The organism is Poseidonibacter lekithochrous, from assembly GCF_013283835.1.
Taxonomy (GTDB): Bacteria; Campylobacterota; Campylobacteria; order Campylobacterales; family Arcobacteraceae; genus Poseidonibacter; species Poseidonibacter lekithochrous.
Genome location: NZ_CP054052.1, coordinates 2,152,356 through 2,173,714, shown reverse-complemented (window position 1 = coordinate 2,173,714; position 21,359 = coordinate 2,152,356). Strand labels below are relative to the sequence as shown.

Genomic DNA, 21,359 nt, shown 5'->3' with positions numbered 1-21,359 from the left:
ATGAATTATATTAAAAATACAGTGAATTTAAGTGCCGGTACGGTTGAAGAAAAAAGAGCAGAAATAAAAGAGTATTTTCTTCAAACATATGAATTAGATGAAAAGCTTTTTGATTTAATAAAAGACGAAAAATGTTTTTATAAGCAGCCAAACAGATTAAGACACCCCTTAATTTTTTATTTTGGACATACAGCAACATTTTTTATTAATAAACTGACTCTTGCAAATATTTTACCAAATAGGGTAAATAAAGATTTTGAATCAAAATTTGCTGTTGGTGTTGATGAAATGTCATGGGATGATTTAGAATCAAAGAATTATAAATGGCCAACAGTTGATGAAACAAAAGATTATAGAGCACAAGTAAAACAAATTATTTTAGAACTTATTGATACTATAGAGTTTACTATGCCTATAAACTGGGAATCTCCTATGTGGGTTATTATGATGGGAATTGAACATGAAAATATTCATGTTGAAACTTCATCTGTGCTACTTCGGGAATTAGGATATAAATATATAAGCCAAGATGAGATATTTGAGTATGTAAATGAAGAGAGTTCTTCATATCCTCAAAATGAATTACTAGCGGTAAAAGGTGGAGAAGTTCTAATTGAAAAAGATAGAGCAAAACCAGACTTTTATGGATGGGATAATGAATTCTCATTTCATAAATCACATATAAATAATTTTGAAGCTTCTAAATATTTAGTATCAAATGGTGAGTTTTTAGAGTTTGTAAAAGATGGTGGATATAACAAACCAGAATTCTTCTCATCTGAGGGAAAAGAATGGTTAGATTTTACTCAAGCTAAACACCCAACATTTTGGATAAAAGAAGAAGATGATAAATATTTCTTAAGAGAAATTAATAGAGAAATTCCTTTACCTTTAAATTATCCAGTTGATATTAATGTATATGAAGCAGAAGCATTCTGTAAATACAAAAGTTTACAATTAGGATATGAAGTAAGACTTCCTAGTGAAGATGAATATTATAGATTATATGACTATGTAAAAGCGGATGAGAAAGACGCAAATATAGGATTAAAACAGTTTAATCAAAGCCCCGTAGATAAATATGAATTTGACGGTTTTTATGATGTTACTGGAAATGTATGGCAATGGAGTTTAACTCCTACTTATCCATTTGATGATTTTGAAACTCATCCAATTTATGATGATTTTACAACTCCAACATTTGATGATAGACATGCACTTATGAAAGGTGGATCTTTTATTTCTTTAGGAAATGAGATTTTAAGAGAGGCTAGATATGCTTTTAGAAAGCATTTCTTTCAACATGCAGGATTTAGATACGTGAAATCAGATAACGAATATAGAACAAAATTAAACGACAATGTTTATGAAACAGATGAGTCAATAGCTCAATATTGTGAGTTCCATTATGGTGATGAAAACTTTGGTGTTAAAAACTTCTGTGTAAACTCAGTTGAGTTACTAAAACCTTATTTAGAAAATATTGATACTAAAAAAGCTTTAGATTTAGGATGTTCTGTTGGTAGAAGTTCTTTTGAGCTTGCACAACACTTTGATGAAGTAACGGGAATTGATTTCTCTGCAAACTTTATTAATGTAGGTGTTAAACTAAAAGAATATGACTCACTAACTTTCAAAGTTAAAAAAGAGGGTGATATTGCACAAGAAAAATCAGTATCATTAAAAGATTTTGATTTAGATAATATCAAAGAAAATGTTTCATTTATGCAAGGTGATGCTTGTAATTTAAAAGATGTATATTCAGGATATGATTTAATCTTTTGTTCAAATTTAATTGATAGATTATATTATCCTCAAAAGTTCTTAGATGATGTACCAAATAGAGTTAATGATGGTGGTTTATTAGTATTATTATCACCTTATACATGGCTAGAAGAGTACACTCCAAAAGAGAATTGGCTTGGTGGATATATCAAAGATAATAAAGAAGTTTCTACTTTAGAGACTTTAAAAACGGAACTTAATGGATATGAATTAGTAGATACTATTGATGTTCCTTTTGTAATCAAAGAAACAAATAGAAAGTTCCAACATACAATTTCTCAAATGAGTATTTGGAAAAAGAAATAATAGAAGGTTTCCCCTTCTATTATTGATTTTGTTTAAGTCTGTTTAGTAGTTCAAGTTCTTCACTTGTAGATGTAGAACTAATTCCATTATCTTGATTTCCTTGCTCTAAATCTTTTAGTGATTTCTCAATTCCTTCAATTCTAGAAGCAAAGCCTAACATATCATCATTTGAATCATTTTCTTTATTTGCTTTTATTACAGTTTCTCCACCAATTCTTTTTTGAAGTAACATCATGGCTTCTTCCATACCACTAATCATTGTTTCAATATCTGATGTTGATGAGTTGTTTTTTTCTGCATCTTTAATAGCATCTTTAATGGCTTTTAGCAATTCTTTTAACTTCTCTAACTCTTCAACTGTAAGACCAGTTTTAAATAAAGAGTTAATATCTTCTAAAAGTTTTTTAGTTTCTTCTCTTATTTCTGCATCAGTTTGAGTTTCTGATATTTTTTCTTCTTTTTTATTTGCTTCTCTAGCATCATCTGTGCTATCGGCAAAAATACTATTTGATTTTTCATTGGAAGCTTTTTTTGCTTCATCGTAATCATTTGCAAAAGCAGAGTTTACTGTGTTTTTTTCTTCAACTACTTCGTAACCTGCTGCGTTGTATGTAATCTTTTGAGTATTATTGTAATTCACTTCCAAGTTTGACTCCTACAGAATAAAATATGTATTTATATTATCTTATTTTTCTTTAAAGTATTTCTACTTTGTTTCGTCCTGTTGTTTTTGCTTTGTATAAGGCATCATCAGCACGTTTTAAAATTGAGTTTGTATTATCACCGTTTATGTATGTAGTTATACCAAAACTTGCAGTTTTAGAACCTATGGTAGAAAAAGTATTTTCTTCTATAGTTTTTTGAAGATTATTAGCTAATTTTAAAACACCTTCTTCTTTTGTTTCAGGACAAATAATAAGAAACTCTTCTCCACCCCATCTTCCTAGAGTATCGGTATTTCTTACATGAGATTTTAGTAAATTTGCCATTTCAATTAATACACAATCACCTATTTGATGACCATAGTTATCATTTACTTCTTTAAAATAATCAATATCTATAATTATAATACTAAAACCATGTCCAAATCTTTGGGCTCTATTCATCTCCGCTTCCATTTTTGAATCAAGTTTTACTCTATTATAAATATTTGTTAATTTATCTGTAATTGCAATTCTTTTTAGTTCTTTATTTTTCTCTTCTAGTTCTTCTTTTAATTTGTTTACTTGAAACATCTTCGTAAATATTTTAAGTTCATAATGCCTATACCAATAAAGCAAATATGAAACCATAAAGTAAGCAATACAAAAAAATATAAATGAATAAACATTATATAAAAAACTCATTTGAGTATAAATAGTGATTAGTATAAGTAATAATGAAAAAGTCCAGACTAAACCTTCTTTTAATCCTCTAATTGAGAAAGAAGCAATAGGATAAAGCAATAGAAAAAAGGTGCTATTTATTTCTTGGTTTCCATTTATAAAACCACTTATAAATAAAATAGTAATAGCTAATATAAAACCTCTAGATTTAAGAGTATATTTATTAGTTTGTAAACGTATAAGGTACAGAAAAAACATCATTAATGTAAATATATTAAGGGTTATAGCTAAAGCAAAATTATCTATATAATAATAAAAAGGTGAGAGAAATATAGAAAAGAATAATCCTAAATAGATATATTGTGTTAATAGTTTATTTCTATAGTTTTCTATGTAAGTTTTGATAATTACTTCCTCTTATAAATAAGAAGATTATACTTGAAAAATATTATATATAAATAATTCACTTTATAGTATAATAATTTTTATGATTATTAGAGTATTGAAAACTTACAGTGAATTTTTCTTAGTTATTATTTTTATATTGATTATATTTACAATAAATTTATCAATAGAGTATTCAAAATACCAAGAGTTAGTAGATGAAGAAATATATGAAACAAAAGTTCAAGTTTTAAATATCTATGAAAAAGATAAGTTTTATGTTTTAAAATTAAAAGCTAATAATTTCCAATTCTTTACAAATATAGATAAGCTTGATAATCTCAAACAATTAGATGATATAAATATCGCTTTTATTACTACAAGAATAAACTTTTTTACATATTTAAAAGGTTTTTATACAAAGTTAGTTTTTTATGAAGAATTAGAGCAAAAACAAAGTAATTATAAAACCCTAATAAAAATCAGTGATTCACAACATTATAACGAAGTGATAAAAGATCTTTATTCAGCTTTATTCTTTGCAAAACCTGTATCAAAAGAGTTAAGAGATATATGTGCTTCTTATGGCATTAGTCATTTGATTGCGCTTTCTGGTTTCCATTTAGGTGTATTGTCTTTTTTGATTTATTGGTTTTTGTATTATCCTTATTCGTTTTTTCATACTAGATACTTTCCTTATAGAAATAAGAAGTATGATTTATTATTAGTTGTATTATCTGTACTTTTTGTATATCTTGTTTTTACGAATATGATAGCTTCACTATTGAGAGCTTTTATTATGATGTGTTTGGGGATTTATCTCCTGAGGCAAAATATCAAACTATTTTCTTTTATAAATCTGTTTTTTGTATTTTTGATTATCATAGCTTTGTTTCCTAAATATATATTTTCTTTGTCTTTATGGTTTTCACTATTTGGAGTGTTTTATATATTTTTATTTATTCAATACTTCAAAGATATAAAAAGCAGAATATTCCAAGTTTTGTTTTTTAATTTTTGGATTTATTTTGCAATGAATCCTGTAGTTCATTTCTTTTTTCATACTACTTCTTATGAGCAGTTATACTCACCTATATTGACTTTGTTATTTACTATTTTTTATCCTTTTGAGTTGGTAGCTCATTTATTAAACTATGGATATATTTTGGATGAGTATCTAAATATATTTTTATCCCATAAGTTTGTTATTTATGAAACAAGTACTAGTTTACTCTTTTTTATTGTTTATTTAATTATCTCTTTTCTAAGTATCTTTAATAAAAAAGCATTTTATATTTTGAACATTTTACTTACAATCTTTCTTTTTAAACTCTTTATTCTTAATTTATTTGTATAAATTACAACTTAACATATACTTAACAGATAATTAATGGAAAGTTAACAGAATGATTTTATTATTCCTTAGATTTTTTGAAGGAATAGAATGAATATAGGTAAATCAATTGTACTAAGTGCAATTTTATTAGGAAATATGAGTATAAATGCAAGTGAAAACTTGGATTTAATTAGTGTAGAATCATCAACTATTGGAATTAATGAAGATAAGAAAACAGAAGTATCATCATCAAGTATTATAAATGAAGAGAAAATTGAAACAGTTGGCATAAACAATATCAATGATGTATTAAAAACAATCCCAGGAACTACTATTAGTACAAGAACAGGAGAGATGGCTCAAATACATTTTAGAGGTGTAGGACAACAACAGTTTATGGGTGAGAACTCGGGGGTTGCTATTATTGTTGATGGAGTTCCTGTACGTCAACAATCAGGTGGAATTAGACTAAACCTAAAAGATATTGAAACTATCAAAGTTATCAAAGGTTCTGCTTCATATTTATATGGAGATACTGCTTTAGCTGGGGCTTTGATTATTACTACTAAAAAGCCAAAAGACAAAAACTCAATTGATTTAGAAGCAACACTTGGAAGTCATAATTATAGGGACTATTTATTATCTCTGTACAAAAGTAATGATAGTGTTGCATTTGCTCTAAATGGATCTCAAAGAACAAGTGATGGCTACTGGGTTGATTCTGAACTTTGGACAAAATCTATAAATGGAAAACTAATGTATTTCTTAGATGATACAAGTGATGTATCATTTACTGCTGATATTACAAATAAGTATGACCAAGCAGGTTCTAGATCTGTAACAGCAGGAGTTAGTGAAGCTCAATCAAATCCTAAAGGAGATGGAGATAGTTACTCAAAAGATAATTATATTGATTTAGATAAATTTACTTTATCTTACAATAAAAGTTTTGAGAATGATACAAATCTTTTAATCTCTACATATTTTTATAAAGACTTTTATAAAAAGACTTCAAATCCACAAGATAGTGATTCAAACTCTGCTACACCAGATGTATATACTCACTACTCAGAGCAAAACCTAAGTCAAAGTGGAATCAAAGCAGAATATACAATCAATGATGATAAGTTTGCTTCTCTACTAGGACTTGAGTTTGGAAAAAGAGAGTATGAAAACAAAGATGATACTATTGAGAATTATACTGCTTATGATAGAAGAAAAAGAGCAAATGTAAACTACTATGATGGGGAATCAACACTTTCAAGTGATGAAGAAACAATTGTAGGATTATATACTGAGTTCAAATACAATTTTACTCCTAAATTAACTACAACTTTTAATATCAGATATGACTACCAAGATAAAGAACTAAATACAAAAGAGAGAGATTTTGATGGAACTGTATGGAGTAATACAAATAGTACTAAAGAAAAAACATTTAGAAACTTCTCATATAGATTAGGAAGTACTTATAAACTAAATGATAATAACTCAATTTTTGCTAGTTACTCAACTGCTTTTGAAACACCAGATGTAGAAGATATTGAAAGTAATGAAAATATCAAAGAACAAACAAGTAGAAACTATGAATTAGGTCTTAGAGGTAATAAAGACATCTTTACTTATGAAACATCTGTTTATCAATTAGACAATAGAAATATTATAGGTCCTGAAGGTGGAACATACTCTTTTGGTGATACTACAGATAATGCAGGAGATACTAGAAGTAGAGGTTTAGAATTGTCATTAAAAAGTGATGCCCAAAAAACTGTATCTTTTGATTTTGCATATACGTATTTACATACAAGTTATACAAGATACAATACTTTTAAACACACTTATCAAGACAGATCAACTCACAACTTTGATATTGTAGGAAATACAATTCCTAGAACTTCAAAACATACAGTAGATCTATTTTTAAACTACAGAGCAACGCAAAAATTAACACTTATTTCTGAAATCTATGCTAAATCTTCGTACTATGCTGATGAAACAAATATTGTAAAAATGCCAGGATATGGAATCTTGAATTTACAAGCTAGATATAAAACAAAAATGAAAAAGAACAATTTAGAGTTTTTTGTAAAAGCAAACAATGTATTTGATAAACAATACTACAGAGCTGCATACTTACACAGAGATAAAAGAGGTGATGTAGGAGTAGATAGTGAAGATGTAAGTATTGTAGTTGATCCAGGTAGAGAGTATTACGCTGGTCTTAAATATAGTTTCTAAGGATAATAAATGGTAAAAAATATAAAAAGAGCTAAAAACGACCTTTTGGCAATGCCTATATTTAAAACAGTATTTAAAAATAAAGCATTTCAAAGAACTATTCAAATAATAACTCTTGCTTTATTTGTATATGCTATTTATTATGGTTATGAAAATCCAACAAAAGAGAATACTTTCACAAAGAATGTATTTTGGGGATTGTTTTGGTCATTTTTTATGGTCTTAACACTTACTACTTTTGGAAGAATCTTCTGTGGTATTTGTCCTCATGGATTTTTAGGCAAGTATATTACAAAGTATGGTATGAATTTAGAAATGCCAAAGTTTTTAAAAAATAGATATATTGGTATTACACTACTTGTAGTTGGATGGTGGGGAGTTTACTATACAATTCCTGGGGCTTTAAAAATACCTCTTGCTACTGCTATTATGTTTACAGTATTAACAATAGTAGCTTTTGTGATATTCTTTTTATACAAAGATATGAGTTATTGTAAATATATCTGTCCTATTGGAAATCTTACAAAAGCTTATCAAAAAGTATCTTTTACAAAACTAGGAACAAATAGCGAACATTGTGCTTCATGTAGAACTTTTGAGTGTAGTACGGCATGTACATATAATCTAAAACCTTTTACTTTTGATAAGAAAAATTCTATGGATGATTGTAGTTTATGTATGGACTGTACTAGAGCTTGTGATAGTGTGGATTTCAAAATCATTCCTCCTACTTCAACTTTATACAAAAAAACGAAAGTTGAAAAATCAGATATTTGGGTATATATTCTTGTATTTGCTTCTATTACTTTTACTATGAGTTTTCATCATGCACTAGGAAGAACAAATATTGCTGATTCACTACCGTGGGCAACTAGTGCACAATATGTAGGGCAGTATATTTCTATAAAAGGTGTGGACTTTATAGGATTTTTTGCATATCTTTACTCACTAGTTTTAGTTGTATCTACTACCTTTGCTGGAATATTCCTAGCTTCAAAAGCTTTAGGGCAGAAGTTCTCTAGTACTTTCTCTTCTCTTGGATATGCTTATGCTCCATTGTTTATAATCGCTAGTTTAGGACATCTATTAAGCGGATTTTTTACTAAGACATACTCAAATGTACTAAATGGTTTTATTCAAGGCTTCTCTCTTGATATAAACAAAGTTCAATCACTAGCTTCGAGGGGTGATTCTTGGCTTATGGCTTTTGAATTATTTGTATATCTTGCAATGATTTTAGGTTTAGTGATTTTATATAAAAGAGTTAATTTATTCAAAGTCTCAAAAATGAGAAAAGCCTTAGCTTACGTAGCTGCTTCATCATTGATACTTCTGTATTTAGGGTTAAGTATGTATAAAATATATGCTTTTAAAACATATGGAGTTAAACAAAGAGGCCATAGTACTCATACTCACACTCATATGAAGAAATAGATATAAACTTTTATAGTTTATATCTTTCTTTGTAGTTTTCTATTTATAATCTAACTTTTTTCTTCATCTATGTTTTTTATGGTATCTCTAAGATCAAAAATAATATTCCTTTGATCTATTAATTCACTATTAAGTTTTAATATTTCATTATTTTTTATTTCCATATCTTCTTTTAGCTTATGAATTATAGATTTCTTTTTATCCATTTCTTTATGATTATCTATAATTTTATTATTAAACTCTGTTGTTTTATCTGCAAAATGATTTACTTTTTTTTCATTATTTAATTTAATATCTTCAATCATATCTTCATAAAATTTTATTTGTGAGATAGCTTTTCTTAATCTTGTATTTAAATCATTAATAGTTGAGTTTTTAAAGGTATCGTTTTGTTGATTTGATGATAACTGTTCACTTAATATTTCAATTTTTTTACTTGCTTCATATGCAGATTTTTTATATTCTAAATAAGTATTTCTTACTTTCTTTTTAAATTCTCGTTTCCCAATTTCTTCTTTTGTTGTAAGAAACCTTATCCCAATATATTCTTTTATATTTTTTTCATTGTCGAACATTGGAAATATTGTAGCATGAACAAAATAGGCACTACCATCTTTGTTTTTATTTTTAATTGTGCCTTCCCATACTTCACCATTTTTTATAGTTTCCCATAATTCAATATAGACACTTTTGGGCATATCTTCATGTCTTACAATATTATGACTTTTCCCTATTACTTCTTCTTTTGAATAACCACTTATTTCACAAAAGAAATCATTTACATAGGTAATTACTCCCTTTAAATCGGTCTTAGAAACTATTGCAACTTTATCTATTACATCAGTATATTGTTTTAATAAGTGATTTTTTTGATAAATATGATCTAATAGGAACTTTTGTTGTTCAAGATTAATATCATGCTCTTTAAATTTTTTTATTTTACTTCCAAGTTTAAATAAAAGTTGATTCATATCATCATAGTTTATAGGTTTAATAATATATCCGTCTACTCCAAGTTTTATAGAAGAAATAAAGTTACTTGAATCTGAGTATGCAGAGATTATTATTACATTTTGATTAATATTAATACCTTTTATTTCTTCAATTAATTGAAGACCATTCATTTTAGGCATATTAATATCTGTTATTACAATATCGTATTCATCTTGATTATAAAGATTTAATGCTTCTTCTCCATTTTCTGCATAAACAACTTCTTTAAATATTTTTGATAAATAATTTATTACTGTTTTTGCTATGTCTTTATCATCTTCTGCATATAAGATGTTTAATGAGGATGTAATTTCTTTAATTTCTCTAATATTAATCATAAGTTATTCCTTGGAGATTAAAAATCAATGTGTAGAGATAGTATACAAAAAAAATAAGAATATTAACTTATTTTAAATCATTTTGTTATAATGAAATTACTAATAAGTTCTGGAGCTTTTATGTTAATAAATAACGAAAAGAAAATATTAAACTTTATCAAATTTACCCCACCTTTATTTGTTATTTTAACTTATTTATTTATGATAATAATTCTTTATTATGAGCATAGAATCAATTTAAATAATGAAGTTTTAAAAGTAAAAGAGAACTTTATAAAAATTAAAAAAGAAGAAGTTAAAAATCAGGTAAAAATGGTTGAAAGATATATATTAAACAGTAAAGGTGAAATACAAGAAGAAGAACTAAAAAAGAAGGTTATTAGTGAAATTAAGAAGTTTGAATATCAAAAAGATAGATATATTTTTATTATCGATTATAATAGTAATGTTTTAATTCATGCTAACAAAAAGATACTAAACAAAAATATTTTTAAAGAGTCATCTTCTGAAAAAATAAAAAATGAGACTAGAGAGATAATTGCTCTTGCTAAAAAAGGCGGAGGCTTTTTAACTTATAGTCAATTTATAAAACCTAGCACTAAAGAGTTTGTAGATAAAACTAGTTATATCCTTGGTTTAAATGATTGGAAATGGTTTATTGGAACTGGGTTTTATCATGATAATGTTAATAAAGCTATCAAAGATAAAACAGAAAGTCTTGAAATTTATTATAAACAGCAACTTCTTCAAGGTATAACAATTGCAATATTTTCTTTTTTTATAATGTTACTTTTTTCATTTTATTTTTCAAAAATGGTTAAGCAAAAATTCAATAATTATAAAAAAGAAATAAACAGAAATATACAAGAAAAAGATGAGTATACTAAATTATTAAACCAGCAATCAAAAATGGCTTCAATTGGTGAAATGATAGGTAATATAGCACATCAATGGAGGCAACCGCTAACAGTTGTATCAATGAGTGCAAATAGTATGAAAGCGGACATTGATTTAGATGAAATAAAAATAGATTCGTTTACAAGAGATATTCGTGAAATTATTACACAAACAGAATACTTGTCAAATACTATAGAAGATTTTAGAAATTTTTTTAGTAATAGTAATGAAATAACTAAATTTAATTTAGCAAAAGTTATTGAAAAGACTTTGAGTTTAATTGATGTTCAGTTTAAAAGACATGATATTGAAATTATTGTTAATATTGAGAATACTGATGTTGTTGGTATTTATAATGAATTTATTCAAGTATTAATAAATATTCTAAACAATAGTAAAGATGCTTTTGAACAAACAAATTTTAAAGCAAATAAACTTATATTTATCAACTTAGAAGTGAATTCTCACATAACTCTTACCATTAAAGATAATGCCGGTGGAATTGAAGAAAGTATAATTAATAAAGTGTTAGAACCATATATTACAACAAAACATCAAAGTCAAGGAACAGGAATAGGTCTTTATATGACTAATGAAATTATTACAAAGCATATGAACGGTGAAATTTTTGTAGATAATGTTGTATATAAATATAAAAATATTGAATACCAAGGAGCAAGTTTTACTATTAAGTTACCTTTATTGGTTTAATTGTAATCATTTTCTTTAGTTTGAATTGCAATAGTAATTGTAATTTCTATACCTTTTTGTTCAATATCTTTTATAGCAAATTTTTTATTTTCTATTGTAATTTGACTGTTCATTTTATTTAATATTGTATAGGTCATATATAAACCTAAGCCAAAACCATTTAATTGTTCTTTTGTAGAAACATAGGGCTCAAAAATTTTATTTAAAATTTCATCTTTTACTCCACCTGCATTATCAACTATAGTAATAATAATATTATCTGTAGTTTCTTTAGCCGAAATAAGTAGTATTCTATTGTCATCTTTATTATGAGATAATGCTTCAATACTATTATTTAGGATATTAATAAAGGCTTGTAATAGTTTATTTCTATTTAAATATAATTTGGTCTGAGAATTTATATTTACAATTGGTTTTATATTATTCATTTTTAAAGATGAATTTTCAAGACGAAGTATATTATCTATTAATTCTGATACTGTAAATTCAGAAGATATATTTTCATTTTTAAAAAAATACATAAAATCATCAATTGTAGATGACAACTGCTGTGTATTTTCAATTATTATATCAGTCTCTTCAAGTATCGTCTTTTTATTTAATTCTCCAAGTTCTTCAAAAGCTTTCCAGTTATTAAGAATTGAACTAATTACACTTAGGGGTTGTCTCCATTGATGGGAAATATTTCCTATCATTTCTCCAATTGCAAGCATTTTTGATTGTTCCTGAAGTAGTTCATCTTTCTTTTTTATTTCTGTTAAATCTAGAATTGAAGAGATTCTAAGTAATTCATTTTGTAATTTTATTTCTCTTTCTTTAATTAGAAAAGTAATCTCTTTTCCTTCTGAATTTACTAAATTAGCTTCATATTTATAAATACTGTCTTTTTCAAGTTTATGATTAAATTTATCTCTATATTTTTTACTAAATAGTTCTTGAATATTTTTTCCAACTATTTCATTTTTTTTAAAATTTAATAATTCTAATGTTGATGTATTAACTTTTGTACAGATGTTATTTTTACTTAGGATAATTCCTTCTACAGTTCCATTTATAATGTGCTGAACATCTCTATATGAATTTATGATCTTTTTTGAATTTTTATTTAATTTATATAATAAATAGATAATCCATATAGATATAATTATTAGAAAGCCAATAATCTCGTATAATATATCAGTTATTGGTTGATTTAAAAAGCTTTTAGGTTCATTTATCAAAGTAGAATTTTCTGGTATTTTATCTAATAAATTATATTTTGTTATTTCCTTATAGTCAAAGAGGTATTTATTTTCAGTTTTCTGTAAATTTATATTTTCTATATTTTTACCGGAAATGATATCTTTTACTAAAAATGCTGCTTTTCTTCCTTGATCTATAAACATTATAACTTTACCACCAATTAATCCATTGCCAATACCATGCTCATAAAAATGATAAATAGGTGAAGAAGTATATTTTTTTATAAAGTTAACAGAAGAATTGAATTCTAATATTTTTGAATTTTTATCTTTAACTGCGGATATAAATAATAGTGGTACTCCACTAGGTATGGTTTCTAGTTTCTCTTTTATTTCATTAAAAGAAAAGTTTGAGATATTTAAAAGGATAAGCTTTTCCAATATTTCTGGAGTAAAACTATTAAGAATTCCTTTTGTTGTATTTGTATCATCAATAATTGTTAAGATTTTGTTTTTACTTGGATGTAATGTTTCTATTAAATTAATTGTTTCAGGAATACTAGATTCTTCAAGAACACCTGTTATATATTTGTTTTTTGCCATTTCTTTTGCAAAAAGAATATTGTTTATTCCAAGGAATACTATAGGCTTTTTATAAAAAAACTCTTTTTGATATTTTTTTATAAAATGTAATGCATTGTCATCTCCTACTAGAATTACATCATAATCTTTAAGTAAGCGTTCTTTCATTTTTAAGGTATTGTAAAATAACGGTTCTACAATAGTTGGGTCAAACCTTTTAGTATCCATAAATTCAATATCAATCTGATAATTCTTTTTATCTAAGATTTCTTCAATACCTTTTATTTGATTGCTAATTGTAGGAAATGAATAATTATAAGAGGAAATAAAAAGTATTTTATTTTTGTTAGAAATAGAATTAGAAGAAGCATAAAGTGTATTTATATATAGAAATAAAATAATTGTAGAATATTTAATTATATTCATAATTTATCCTTATTAATTAAAAATTAGCTTCTCAATTTCAAAAGCAGAGTTTATATTTTTTTCTTTAATATCCATAATTCTCAAAGTATAAGTAAGCTTTGAATAATGAGATTTAAGAATATTATTTAATTCATGTATTTTATCTTTTGGAATAAAATTATTTTTATTTAGAAGTATAAAGTCATCACCATATATTCTAAAAATCAATGAATCTTTAAATGTTTGAATAAAGAAATTTGCAATTTTAACAAGTAATTCATTACCTTTATACCAACTATATTCTCTATTGTAAGCCCCAAAGTTATTTAGTGAGATTAGATAGATTTTTGTATATTCTATTTTAGATGTTTTATCTTTTAATATCAAATCTAAATATGAATCATTATATAACTGTGTTAAATTATCTTTATAAAAATAAGAAAAACGTTGCTCTTCAAACTTACTTTGTGGAAGTTGAGAAGTATTAAATTTAATTTCGATATCTTTTAATATTATCTGCGCTGCATCAACAATTTGTTCTCTAAAATGTATTCCTGATAATGATTTAATTTCTTGAAGTGCCTCTTGGACAGAACGACTCTTTTGATAAATTCGATTAGTTGAAATAGCATCAAAAGTATCAGCTACTGCAATTATATTACTTTTAATAGAGATTTCATCTTCTTTTAAATTATTTGGATAGCCAGAACCATCAAGTCTTTCATGATGAGAATACATGATTTCTGCAATATTTTTAAACAAAGGAATTTTGCTTATAAATTCATAACCAATTTGAACATGATTTTTAATTAGATGATATTCAGAATTTGTAAGTTTATTAGGATTTAAAAGAATTGTGTCAGGGATAGAAATCTTACCTATATCATGTAAGATACCTGCCTTATATATTTCTTCACACTCTACTTGTGAATAAGCCATTTGTTCTGCAATCATCTTTGAGTATTTTGCTACTCTATGACTATGTTGTCCTGTATATGGATCTCTTGTTTCTATCATTTCAACTAATGAAAAGAGGGTTTTCTCATAATTATTGATTTTGTCTAATTCTAATTTAGAGTTTTCACTTGTTTTCATTTCTATTAAATTTTCTAATTCTGTAGAATATAATTCATTATCTTTAAATTTATTTATTTTTGTAGTAGTCTTTATTAGTATTGTATTGAATTCATCATAGTTTATTGGTTTAATAATATATCCATCTATACCTATTTTTATAGAGGCAATAAATTTTGATGAATCTGAGTATGCAGAAGTTATTAATATATTTTGTTCGCTATTTAACTCTTTTATTTTTTTGGACATTGTTAAACCGTCCATAATAGGCATATTTATATCAGTAATTACTAAATCATATGTACCTATTTTATAAGATTCTAAAGCTTCAAGTCCATTAAATTTAGCAGTAACCGTTTTAAATAGTTTTCTTAAATATGTAGCTACTGATTTATTAATGTTAATATCATCTTCTACATATAAAACAGTTAAGTTTTCTGCTTCTTTTTTTAAAAGTTTAATATTGAACAAATTAACCCTTTTGCTTTTAAATAATTATATCAAAAACTTTTATAAATAATATTTGTTTGTATTCTTTTAATTTGCTATTAATCTATCCTGCTATAATACTTAAAATATTACTATAGGAAATACCTTGAAAATACTACATTTTTCTGATACTCATTTAGGGTACAACGACTTAGATATTCTAGATGAGAACAATGTAAACCAAAGAGAAGCAGACTTCTATGATGCTTTTACTCAAGTAGTACAACAAATCGAAGAAATCAAACCAGATTATATTATACATACAGGAGATCTATTCCATAGGTCAAGTCCTAGTAATAGAGCTATTACTTTCGCACTAGAGCAGTTTTCCCGAATCAACTCTTTTGGAATTCCTTTTGTGATAATCGCAGGAAACCACTCAACACCTAGAACAAACCTAAGTTCCCCAATTCTAAAAATATTCGAAAGTTATGAAAACATTTATTTATCTTACTCACAAGAGTATAAGAAAATAGAGTTTGATAATATAGTATTTCATACACTTCCTCATATGAACGATGATACAAGAGCCTTAGAGCAAATAGAAAAGTGTGAATCAAATATAGATAAAACAAAAAAGAATATCATGATGTTACATTGTAGTGTAGGGGCATGGTATTTAATGCAAGAGTTTGGAGAGTGGGTATATCCAACTGACAAAGAGTATATATTCCAATCAATGGACTATGTAGCACTTGGACATTGGCATGGGTTTGGCTCTGTTGGAAAACATGAAAATGTATATTATAGCGGTAGTACAGAGAGAACTAGTCTAAATGACAAAAGAAACTCAAAAGGTTTTATACTTGCAAATATAGATGAAAGTCTAGATATAGAGTATAAAGAGATAAACATAAGACCTATAATATTAAAACAAATAGATTGTGAGAATTACGTAGAAGAGATAAAGAGCTTAGATGTATCAGATACAAAAGATGCAATAGTAGAAGTAAAACTAATCAACCTAACAGCTTTACAATCAATAGATATACAAAACAAAGAGATAAAAGAGCTTTTTGAAGATGCTATGAGTGTTAGTATCAAAAGAGAATTCAAAAAAAATACCAATGATGTAAGTGTAGATGATATAGAAGCACTTAGTTTGGAAGACTACTTTTTAGAGCATATAAAAGAAGATGTAAAAGATGATAAAGAAAACGATAGATTAAAACTAAAAGTCCAAGAGTTATTCTCTAAGTACGAAGAGGCCAATAATGATACTGTGTAAACTAAAACTAGAAAACTTCAAAAAGTACTCATATTACTCTATGGAGTTTAATCAAGGTCTTATAGGAATAATAGGGAAAAACGGTAGTGGTAAATCTACAATCTTTGAAGCAATACTATTTGCTTTATATGGTGAGCTTAAAAACAAAGGGTATAAAGAAGTAATACGAAATGCAAATGCAACTACAAAAGATGCAGTAGTAGTAGAACTAGACTTTGAGTTTGAGGGAATAGAGTATAGAGTAAGTAGAGAGTTTAGAGGAAAGGCTCTTAGTGCTAATGCGAAGTTCTATAAAACAGATGAGCTTATAACGACAGGAGCCAAAGAAGTTACAGCTTCTATTATAAATCTTACAAAGATGAGTAAGGATGCATTTTTACATACACTATTTGCTTCTCAAAAAGAACTAACATCTTTAAGTAGTCTAAAAAACGAAGATAGAAAAAAGATGATTAGAAAACTACTAGGTTTAGAGAAGATAGACTTTATAGAAAAAGAACTAGTAGAGAAAAGCCGTGAACTAAAAAGAGAAATAGCAGCTTTTGCAGAAGTACTACTAAGTGATGAAGAAGTACAGAGTAAAACAGAACATATACAAGAATACAAAAATAAAACCCAAGACTTAGAAACAGATGTAGAGTTAAGAGCTAAAGAAGTAGATAGTATAAAGCTATTAGAGCTAGATATCAAAAAAGAGTTAGAATCATATCAAAAGAGCAAAGAGCAAAAACAAGACTTATACTCTAAATGTGAGTTATTAAAAAGTACTATAAACTCTCATATACAAAGACAAAGCAATCTAAGCGAAGAAGTAAGCAAACTAGAATTAAAACAAACGGAACTACGAGGCTTAGAATCTGTAAAGAGTGAGTATGTAGTACTACATGATAAACTAAAAGAACAAGATAAGCTAAAAGAATACTATATAAGAAAACAAAGCTTAGTAGAAGAGCAAACGAACTTACGAGAGCACTATACAAAGTCAAGAGATACTATAAGAAGACTAGAGAATGAAACAAGCCAACATCAAGAGTTTGCCCAAAAAGAAAAAGAGTTTGAATCACAACTAGAAGAACTACAAAAACAACTAGAATCTCTAAATAATAAAGAGAGAGAACTACTAAATCATATAGCAGGGGAAGAGAAACTAATAAAAGATATTAATTCAAAGATTGATAATATCAAAAACTTAGGAGCAGGGTCTGATTGTCCTACTTGTACTAGACCTTTACTTGATGAGTATGATAGTGTATTAGCTTCATTGGAGTGTATAGTAAATAATACTCAAAGAGATAAGATAGAAATAGCAAAACAAGAGTGTAAAGAGATTCAAAAGTCAAAGAAAACTTATGAAGATAAAAAGACAATAGTTTCAAAAGAGCATTTTGAACTATCAAAGACTATTAATCTAATGGAGAGTAAGAAGAGAGACTTACAAAAAGAAAATGAGCACTTTGAAAAAGTAGAAGCTCAAGGTCTTAAGAATAAAGAAGAACTGTTCAAACTAGAATCTTATGAGTATGATAAGAAAACACATGAGGACTTACTAGAAGAGCAAAAAGAGCTAAAGTCTAAGTATGAGTATGTACTAAGCTTAGAAACTATGCTTCAAAGACTAGATAGTATAAAAGAAGAGTTAAAACAAACAAGTACAAATATAGAAAAACTAAACAACGATTATAATGAAAAAGAGCTAGAATATAAAAGTGTGAACTATGATGAGGTAAAACACAAACAAAAGCAAAAAGAAAGCGATGAGGTAAGTGCGAATAAAGAGAAAAAGCTAAATCAGCTAAATGAACTAAAAGTACAAATAGCCACAATCCAAGGTCAAATCAAAACAATCCAACAAAGCTTGGATAATAACAGTATCCAACTAGCCAAAGTACAAGATAAAAAAGATGATTTAATAGACTACGAAAAAATCAAAATAAGCCTAGGGGATTTCAAAACAAAACTAAATGCCAAAGTAGCTCCAAGAATCTCAGATATTGCCTCAAATATGTATAGCCTAATCACAAAAGGAAAATACCAACATATAGAAGTATCAAATGACTTTGATTTTTATATCTATGATGAAGGAAGAAAATTCCCAATTGAGAGATTCTCAGGGGGAGAAGTAGACCTAGCAAACCTAGTTCTACGAATAGCAATATCTAAAACTCTAACAGAACTAAGTGGAGCTAGTAGTATTGGATTCCTAGCTTTTGATGAAGTATTTGGAAGCCAAGATGAAGCAAGACGAATGGAAATCCTAGAAGCCTTCCATACAATCAAAGAACAATATAGACAGATATTTTTGATATCACATGAGATGGAAATAAAAGAGATGTTTGAGAGTGTGGTGGAGTTGTAAGGGTGTAAAGAAATTTATTTTTTTATTTCTTTACACTCTATTTTTTGATTAAAGCAGTTACTATAATATTTAGCTTTGAATACTCTATCTTGTGATTGTGGATGAGAAGATAAATATTCAATAGTATTACTATCTTTAATTTCTTCAGTACTTAGCTTTTCCATAATATTAGCAAAATGAATAGGATCAATTTTTGCTTCAATCATTTTTTCAAAAGAGTATAGATCCGCCTGTAATTCATGATTTCTTGAATAATTACTTGATATAAATAAAGAGCCAAATCCAACACCTATTTGTGCAAAAGAACTTAAATCCCCAGTTATATACATAGTAATAAGTGCAGTAAATGTACTTTGTGTTAATCTTTGCATTCCATGTTTAAAGTATACATGTCCCACTTCATGAAGAATCACAGAATCTATTTCATTCTGATTTGAACTTAACTTTATAAATTCATCAGTTAAAATAATATTACCATTAGGAAGAGCAAAAGCATTTGCTATAGATTTATCTTTAACTTTCCAGTTTCTAAAAATGATTTTGTATTTTATATTTTCCTCATTTTGAATTAAAGGTAAAATTTTTTTATTAAAGTTAGTTAGTATTATTTTTTGTGTTTCTTTTGAAAGTTTGGTTTTTGTAAATATATGCTCATCTAAAAACTCTATTGATTCATTAGATATAAGTTCATTTGCCTCATGAGGAATAATATGTGCTATTTTCTCGCTTACAATAGGAATCCCCCATTTAAATATAGAAAATGTAAATAAAGCAGTAATGACTATAGATACAAGTACTAATAGGATGTTTTTTTCGAATTTATATAAAAGATTTCTTTTTTTTAATAGGTATTCATCTATGAAGTCATTTTCAAAAGTTGAAAATGAATCTCCATTTTTAAGAGTAATAACTCTTTTTGTATTTCCTAGTCTATTAGAGATAATAAGTTCAGAAATTAAACCCTCAAAGATAACCTCTTCATTTGTTTTAATTAAAAAGTTTGTTTCTTCCAAAATAAGTACAACTTTTTGATTTGTTGTACTATTTTGTTTATATAAAATTCCTTCAATCATTAAAATGCTGCAACATCCACATCAAATACATCACCAATCTCTTCTCCAATAGCTGATTGTTTTTGAGTAGTACTTATATACTCTTTAGGATTATCTGCCTTTATGTAAGTATTACTTAGCATATATCTTGTATATCTAATTTTAGCCCATGGAATTGCAAGACCTAATGTAAGAATGATTGCTATCATATTCGTAGCCATAATAAATACTAATCTTGTAAATTTTAGTTTTGATTCAAATTGAATTTCTTCATCAAGTTTTGAGTTTTCAAAGATATATTCTCTTTGTTTAACTATGTAATAAGAAATTGCAGTAAAGTTAATAAGAATCAATAAGAAATATGAAAAAAACAAAAAAGGTAAGATCGATAATATAACAGCTGTTATACGAGTTGGATCATTAACTCCTGCCATTACGCTATTTATAATGTTAGATGAATCTAAGAATAAATAAAAAATACTTGTACAAATAACTGTACAACCGATAAATGAAAGTATTGTAATACCGAAAGTTTTTAGCAATATTGTTATAAATTTTGAAACTTTTAAGTCAGTTGAAAATTTACCTTGACCAAACTTTGAATGATTTAATAAATATGTAGATGATTTCATAGAAAAAAATGCAAATGCAATAATATATAAAATTAAAGTTGTTATTATAGTTCCTACAACAACAATTATATTATCAAAAAATGTTGTACAAAAAATTAAAGAAGCTAGTAATAATAAGAATAAAAGTGGATATGCAAAGTATATAATATATGAATCTTTAAGTTCTCCATCAAAAGAGAATCTTACATTAGAAAAACTTGTTATATTCATATTAAATTTCATACTTCTATATATAAGCCAAGGAATTGATATGAATAATAAAACAAATAAAACTAATCCTATAATTGGAAAGAATTCGTTTATTATAGTATATGCTATAAATAAAACTACTCCAATTAAATAACCAATAAATAGCTGTTTACCTGTAGCATGGTAATCAAAATTATTTTCATCAAAAAAACTATTTGAATAGAAATATTTATTATTTCTAACTTTTGCCCAAGGGTAATATATCCCTAGAGTTATTATTGTAAGTAGTATATTTACAATCCATATTTTGAAGTACTCAAATGCATTTCCCTTAAAAGTTATTGCCTTCATTTATTTCCTTTTGTTGTATTAAAGTTATAAAATAATAACAAATTTATATTATTATTTATTTAAAGATATCTTT

Annotated in this window: 14 protein-coding genes; 7 read left to right on the top strand and 7 right to left on the bottom strand. The window is 26.4% G+C overall.

The window, feature by feature from the left end; translation table 11 throughout:
* Window positions 1–2,091 carry a 5-histidylcysteine sulfoxide synthase gene (gene ovoA, locus ALEK_RS10275; protein WP_071625252.1) on the top strand — a complete coding sequence of 697 codons (2,091 nt, stop codon included), beginning with the start codon at window positions 1–3 and terminating at the stop codon, window positions 2,089–2,091.
* A gap of 19 nt (window positions 2,092–2,110) precedes the next feature.
* Here ovoA and ALEK_RS10270 read toward each other — a convergent pair whose 3' ends face one another.
* Both ALEK_RS10270 and ALEK_RS10265 read right to left on the bottom strand, forming a co-directional pair.
* The gene (locus ALEK_RS10270) at window positions 2,111–2,731 is read right to left on the bottom strand and encodes a hypothetical protein (protein WP_164072409.1); all 621 of its coding nucleotides are present in this window, start codon (window positions 2,729–2,731) and stop codon (window positions 2,111–2,113) included.
* A 55-nt stretch (window positions 2,732–2,786) separates the two neighbouring features.
* Window positions 2,787–3,536, bottom strand: coding sequence for a GGDEF domain-containing protein (locus tag ALEK_RS10265; RefSeq protein WP_071625254.1), 750 nt, complete (start codon window positions 3,534–3,536; stop codon window positions 2,787–2,789).
* Window positions 3,537–3,903: 367 nt separating this feature from the next.
* Here ALEK_RS10265 and ALEK_RS10260 point away from each other — a divergent pair, with 367 nt between their 5' ends.
* The 3 genes from ALEK_RS10260 to ALEK_RS10250 all read left to right on the top strand — a co-directional run bounded on the left by ALEK_RS10260 (window position 3,904) and on the right by ALEK_RS10250 (window position 8,808).
* Window positions 3,904–5,157: a ComEC/Rec2 family competence protein gene (locus tag ALEK_RS10260; protein ID WP_071625255.1), complete on the top strand. Its 1,254-nt coding sequence runs from the start codon at window positions 3,904–3,906 to the stop codon at window positions 5,155–5,157.
* 87 nt (window positions 5,158–5,244) lie between these two features.
* The gene (locus tag ALEK_RS10255) at window positions 5,245–7,374 is read left to right on the top strand and encodes a TonB-dependent receptor (protein WP_071625256.1); all 2,130 of its coding nucleotides are present in this window, start codon (window positions 5,245–5,247) and stop codon (window positions 7,372–7,374) included.
* A 9-nt stretch (window positions 7,375–7,383) separates the two neighbouring features.
* Window positions 7,384–8,808 (top strand): 4Fe-4S binding protein, encoded by a 1,425-nt coding sequence (locus ALEK_RS10250; RefSeq protein WP_071625257.1) that lies wholly within the window; start codon window positions 7,384–7,386, stop codon window positions 8,806–8,808.
* Between the two features lie 50 nt (window positions 8,809–8,858).
* Here ALEK_RS10250 and ALEK_RS10245 read toward each other — a convergent pair whose 3' ends face one another.
* Complete coding sequence (locus ALEK_RS10245) at window positions 8,859–10,139, bottom strand: response regulator (RefSeq protein ID WP_071625258.1); 1,281 nt, start codon at window positions 10,137–10,139, stop codon at window positions 8,859–8,861.
* Window positions 10,140–10,259: 120 nt separating this feature from the next.
* On the opposite strand from ALEK_RS10245, the gene ALEK_RS10240 reads away from it, so the two are divergent.
* Window positions 10,260–11,747 (top strand): cache domain-containing protein, encoded by a 1,488-nt coding sequence (locus tag ALEK_RS10240; protein ID WP_071625259.1) that lies wholly within the window; start codon window positions 10,260–10,262, stop codon window positions 11,745–11,747.
* Here ALEK_RS10240 and ALEK_RS10235 read toward each other — a convergent pair.
* Together ALEK_RS10235 and ALEK_RS10230 are read right to left on the bottom strand one after the other, a co-directional pair.
* Window positions 11,744–13,936: a sensor histidine kinase gene (locus ALEK_RS10235; RefSeq protein WP_071625260.1), complete on the bottom strand. Its 2,193-nt coding sequence runs from the start codon at window positions 13,934–13,936 to the stop codon at window positions 11,744–11,746. The genes ALEK_RS10240 and ALEK_RS10235 overlap by 4 nt on opposite strands.
* A 12-nt stretch (window positions 13,937–13,948) precedes the next feature.
* On the bottom strand, window positions 13,949–15,460 hold the full coding sequence (locus ALEK_RS10230; RefSeq protein WP_071625261.1) for an HD domain-containing phosphohydrolase: 1,512 nt from the start codon (window positions 15,458–15,460) through the stop codon (window positions 13,949–13,951).
* Window positions 15,461–15,584: 124 nt separating this feature from the next.
* Here ALEK_RS10230 and ALEK_RS10225 point away from each other — a divergent pair, with 124 nt between their 5' ends.
* Both ALEK_RS10225 and ALEK_RS10220 read left to right on the top strand, forming a co-directional pair.
* Window positions 15,585–16,706, top strand: a complete 1,122-nt coding sequence (locus tag ALEK_RS10225) for a metallophosphoesterase family protein (protein WP_071625262.1) — start codon at window positions 15,585–15,587, stop codon at window positions 16,704–16,706.
* Window positions 16,693–19,062, top strand: coding sequence for an AAA family ATPase (locus ALEK_RS10220; protein ID WP_071625263.1), 2,370 nt, complete (start codon window positions 16,693–16,695; stop codon window positions 19,060–19,062). Before ALEK_RS10225 ends, ALEK_RS10220 begins: the two co-directional genes overlap by 14 nt.
* 14 nt (window positions 19,063–19,076) lie before the next feature.
* On the opposite strand, the gene ALEK_RS10215 is transcribed toward ALEK_RS10220, so the two are convergent.
* Both ALEK_RS10215 and ALEK_RS10210 read right to left on the bottom strand, forming a co-directional pair.
* Window positions 19,077–20,135 carry a M48 family metallopeptidase gene (locus ALEK_RS10215; protein ID WP_071625264.1) on the bottom strand — a complete coding sequence of 353 codons (1,059 nt, stop codon included), beginning with the start codon at window positions 20,133–20,135 and terminating at the stop codon, window positions 19,077–19,079.
* The gene (locus tag ALEK_RS10210) at window positions 20,135–21,286 is read right to left on the bottom strand and encodes a YjgN family protein (protein ID WP_071625265.1); all 1,152 of its coding nucleotides are present in this window, start codon (window positions 21,284–21,286) and stop codon (window positions 20,135–20,137) included. The genes ALEK_RS10215 and ALEK_RS10210 overlap by 1 nt, the downstream gene beginning before the upstream one ends.
* Between the last annotated feature and the right edge of the window lie 73 nt (window positions 21,287–21,359).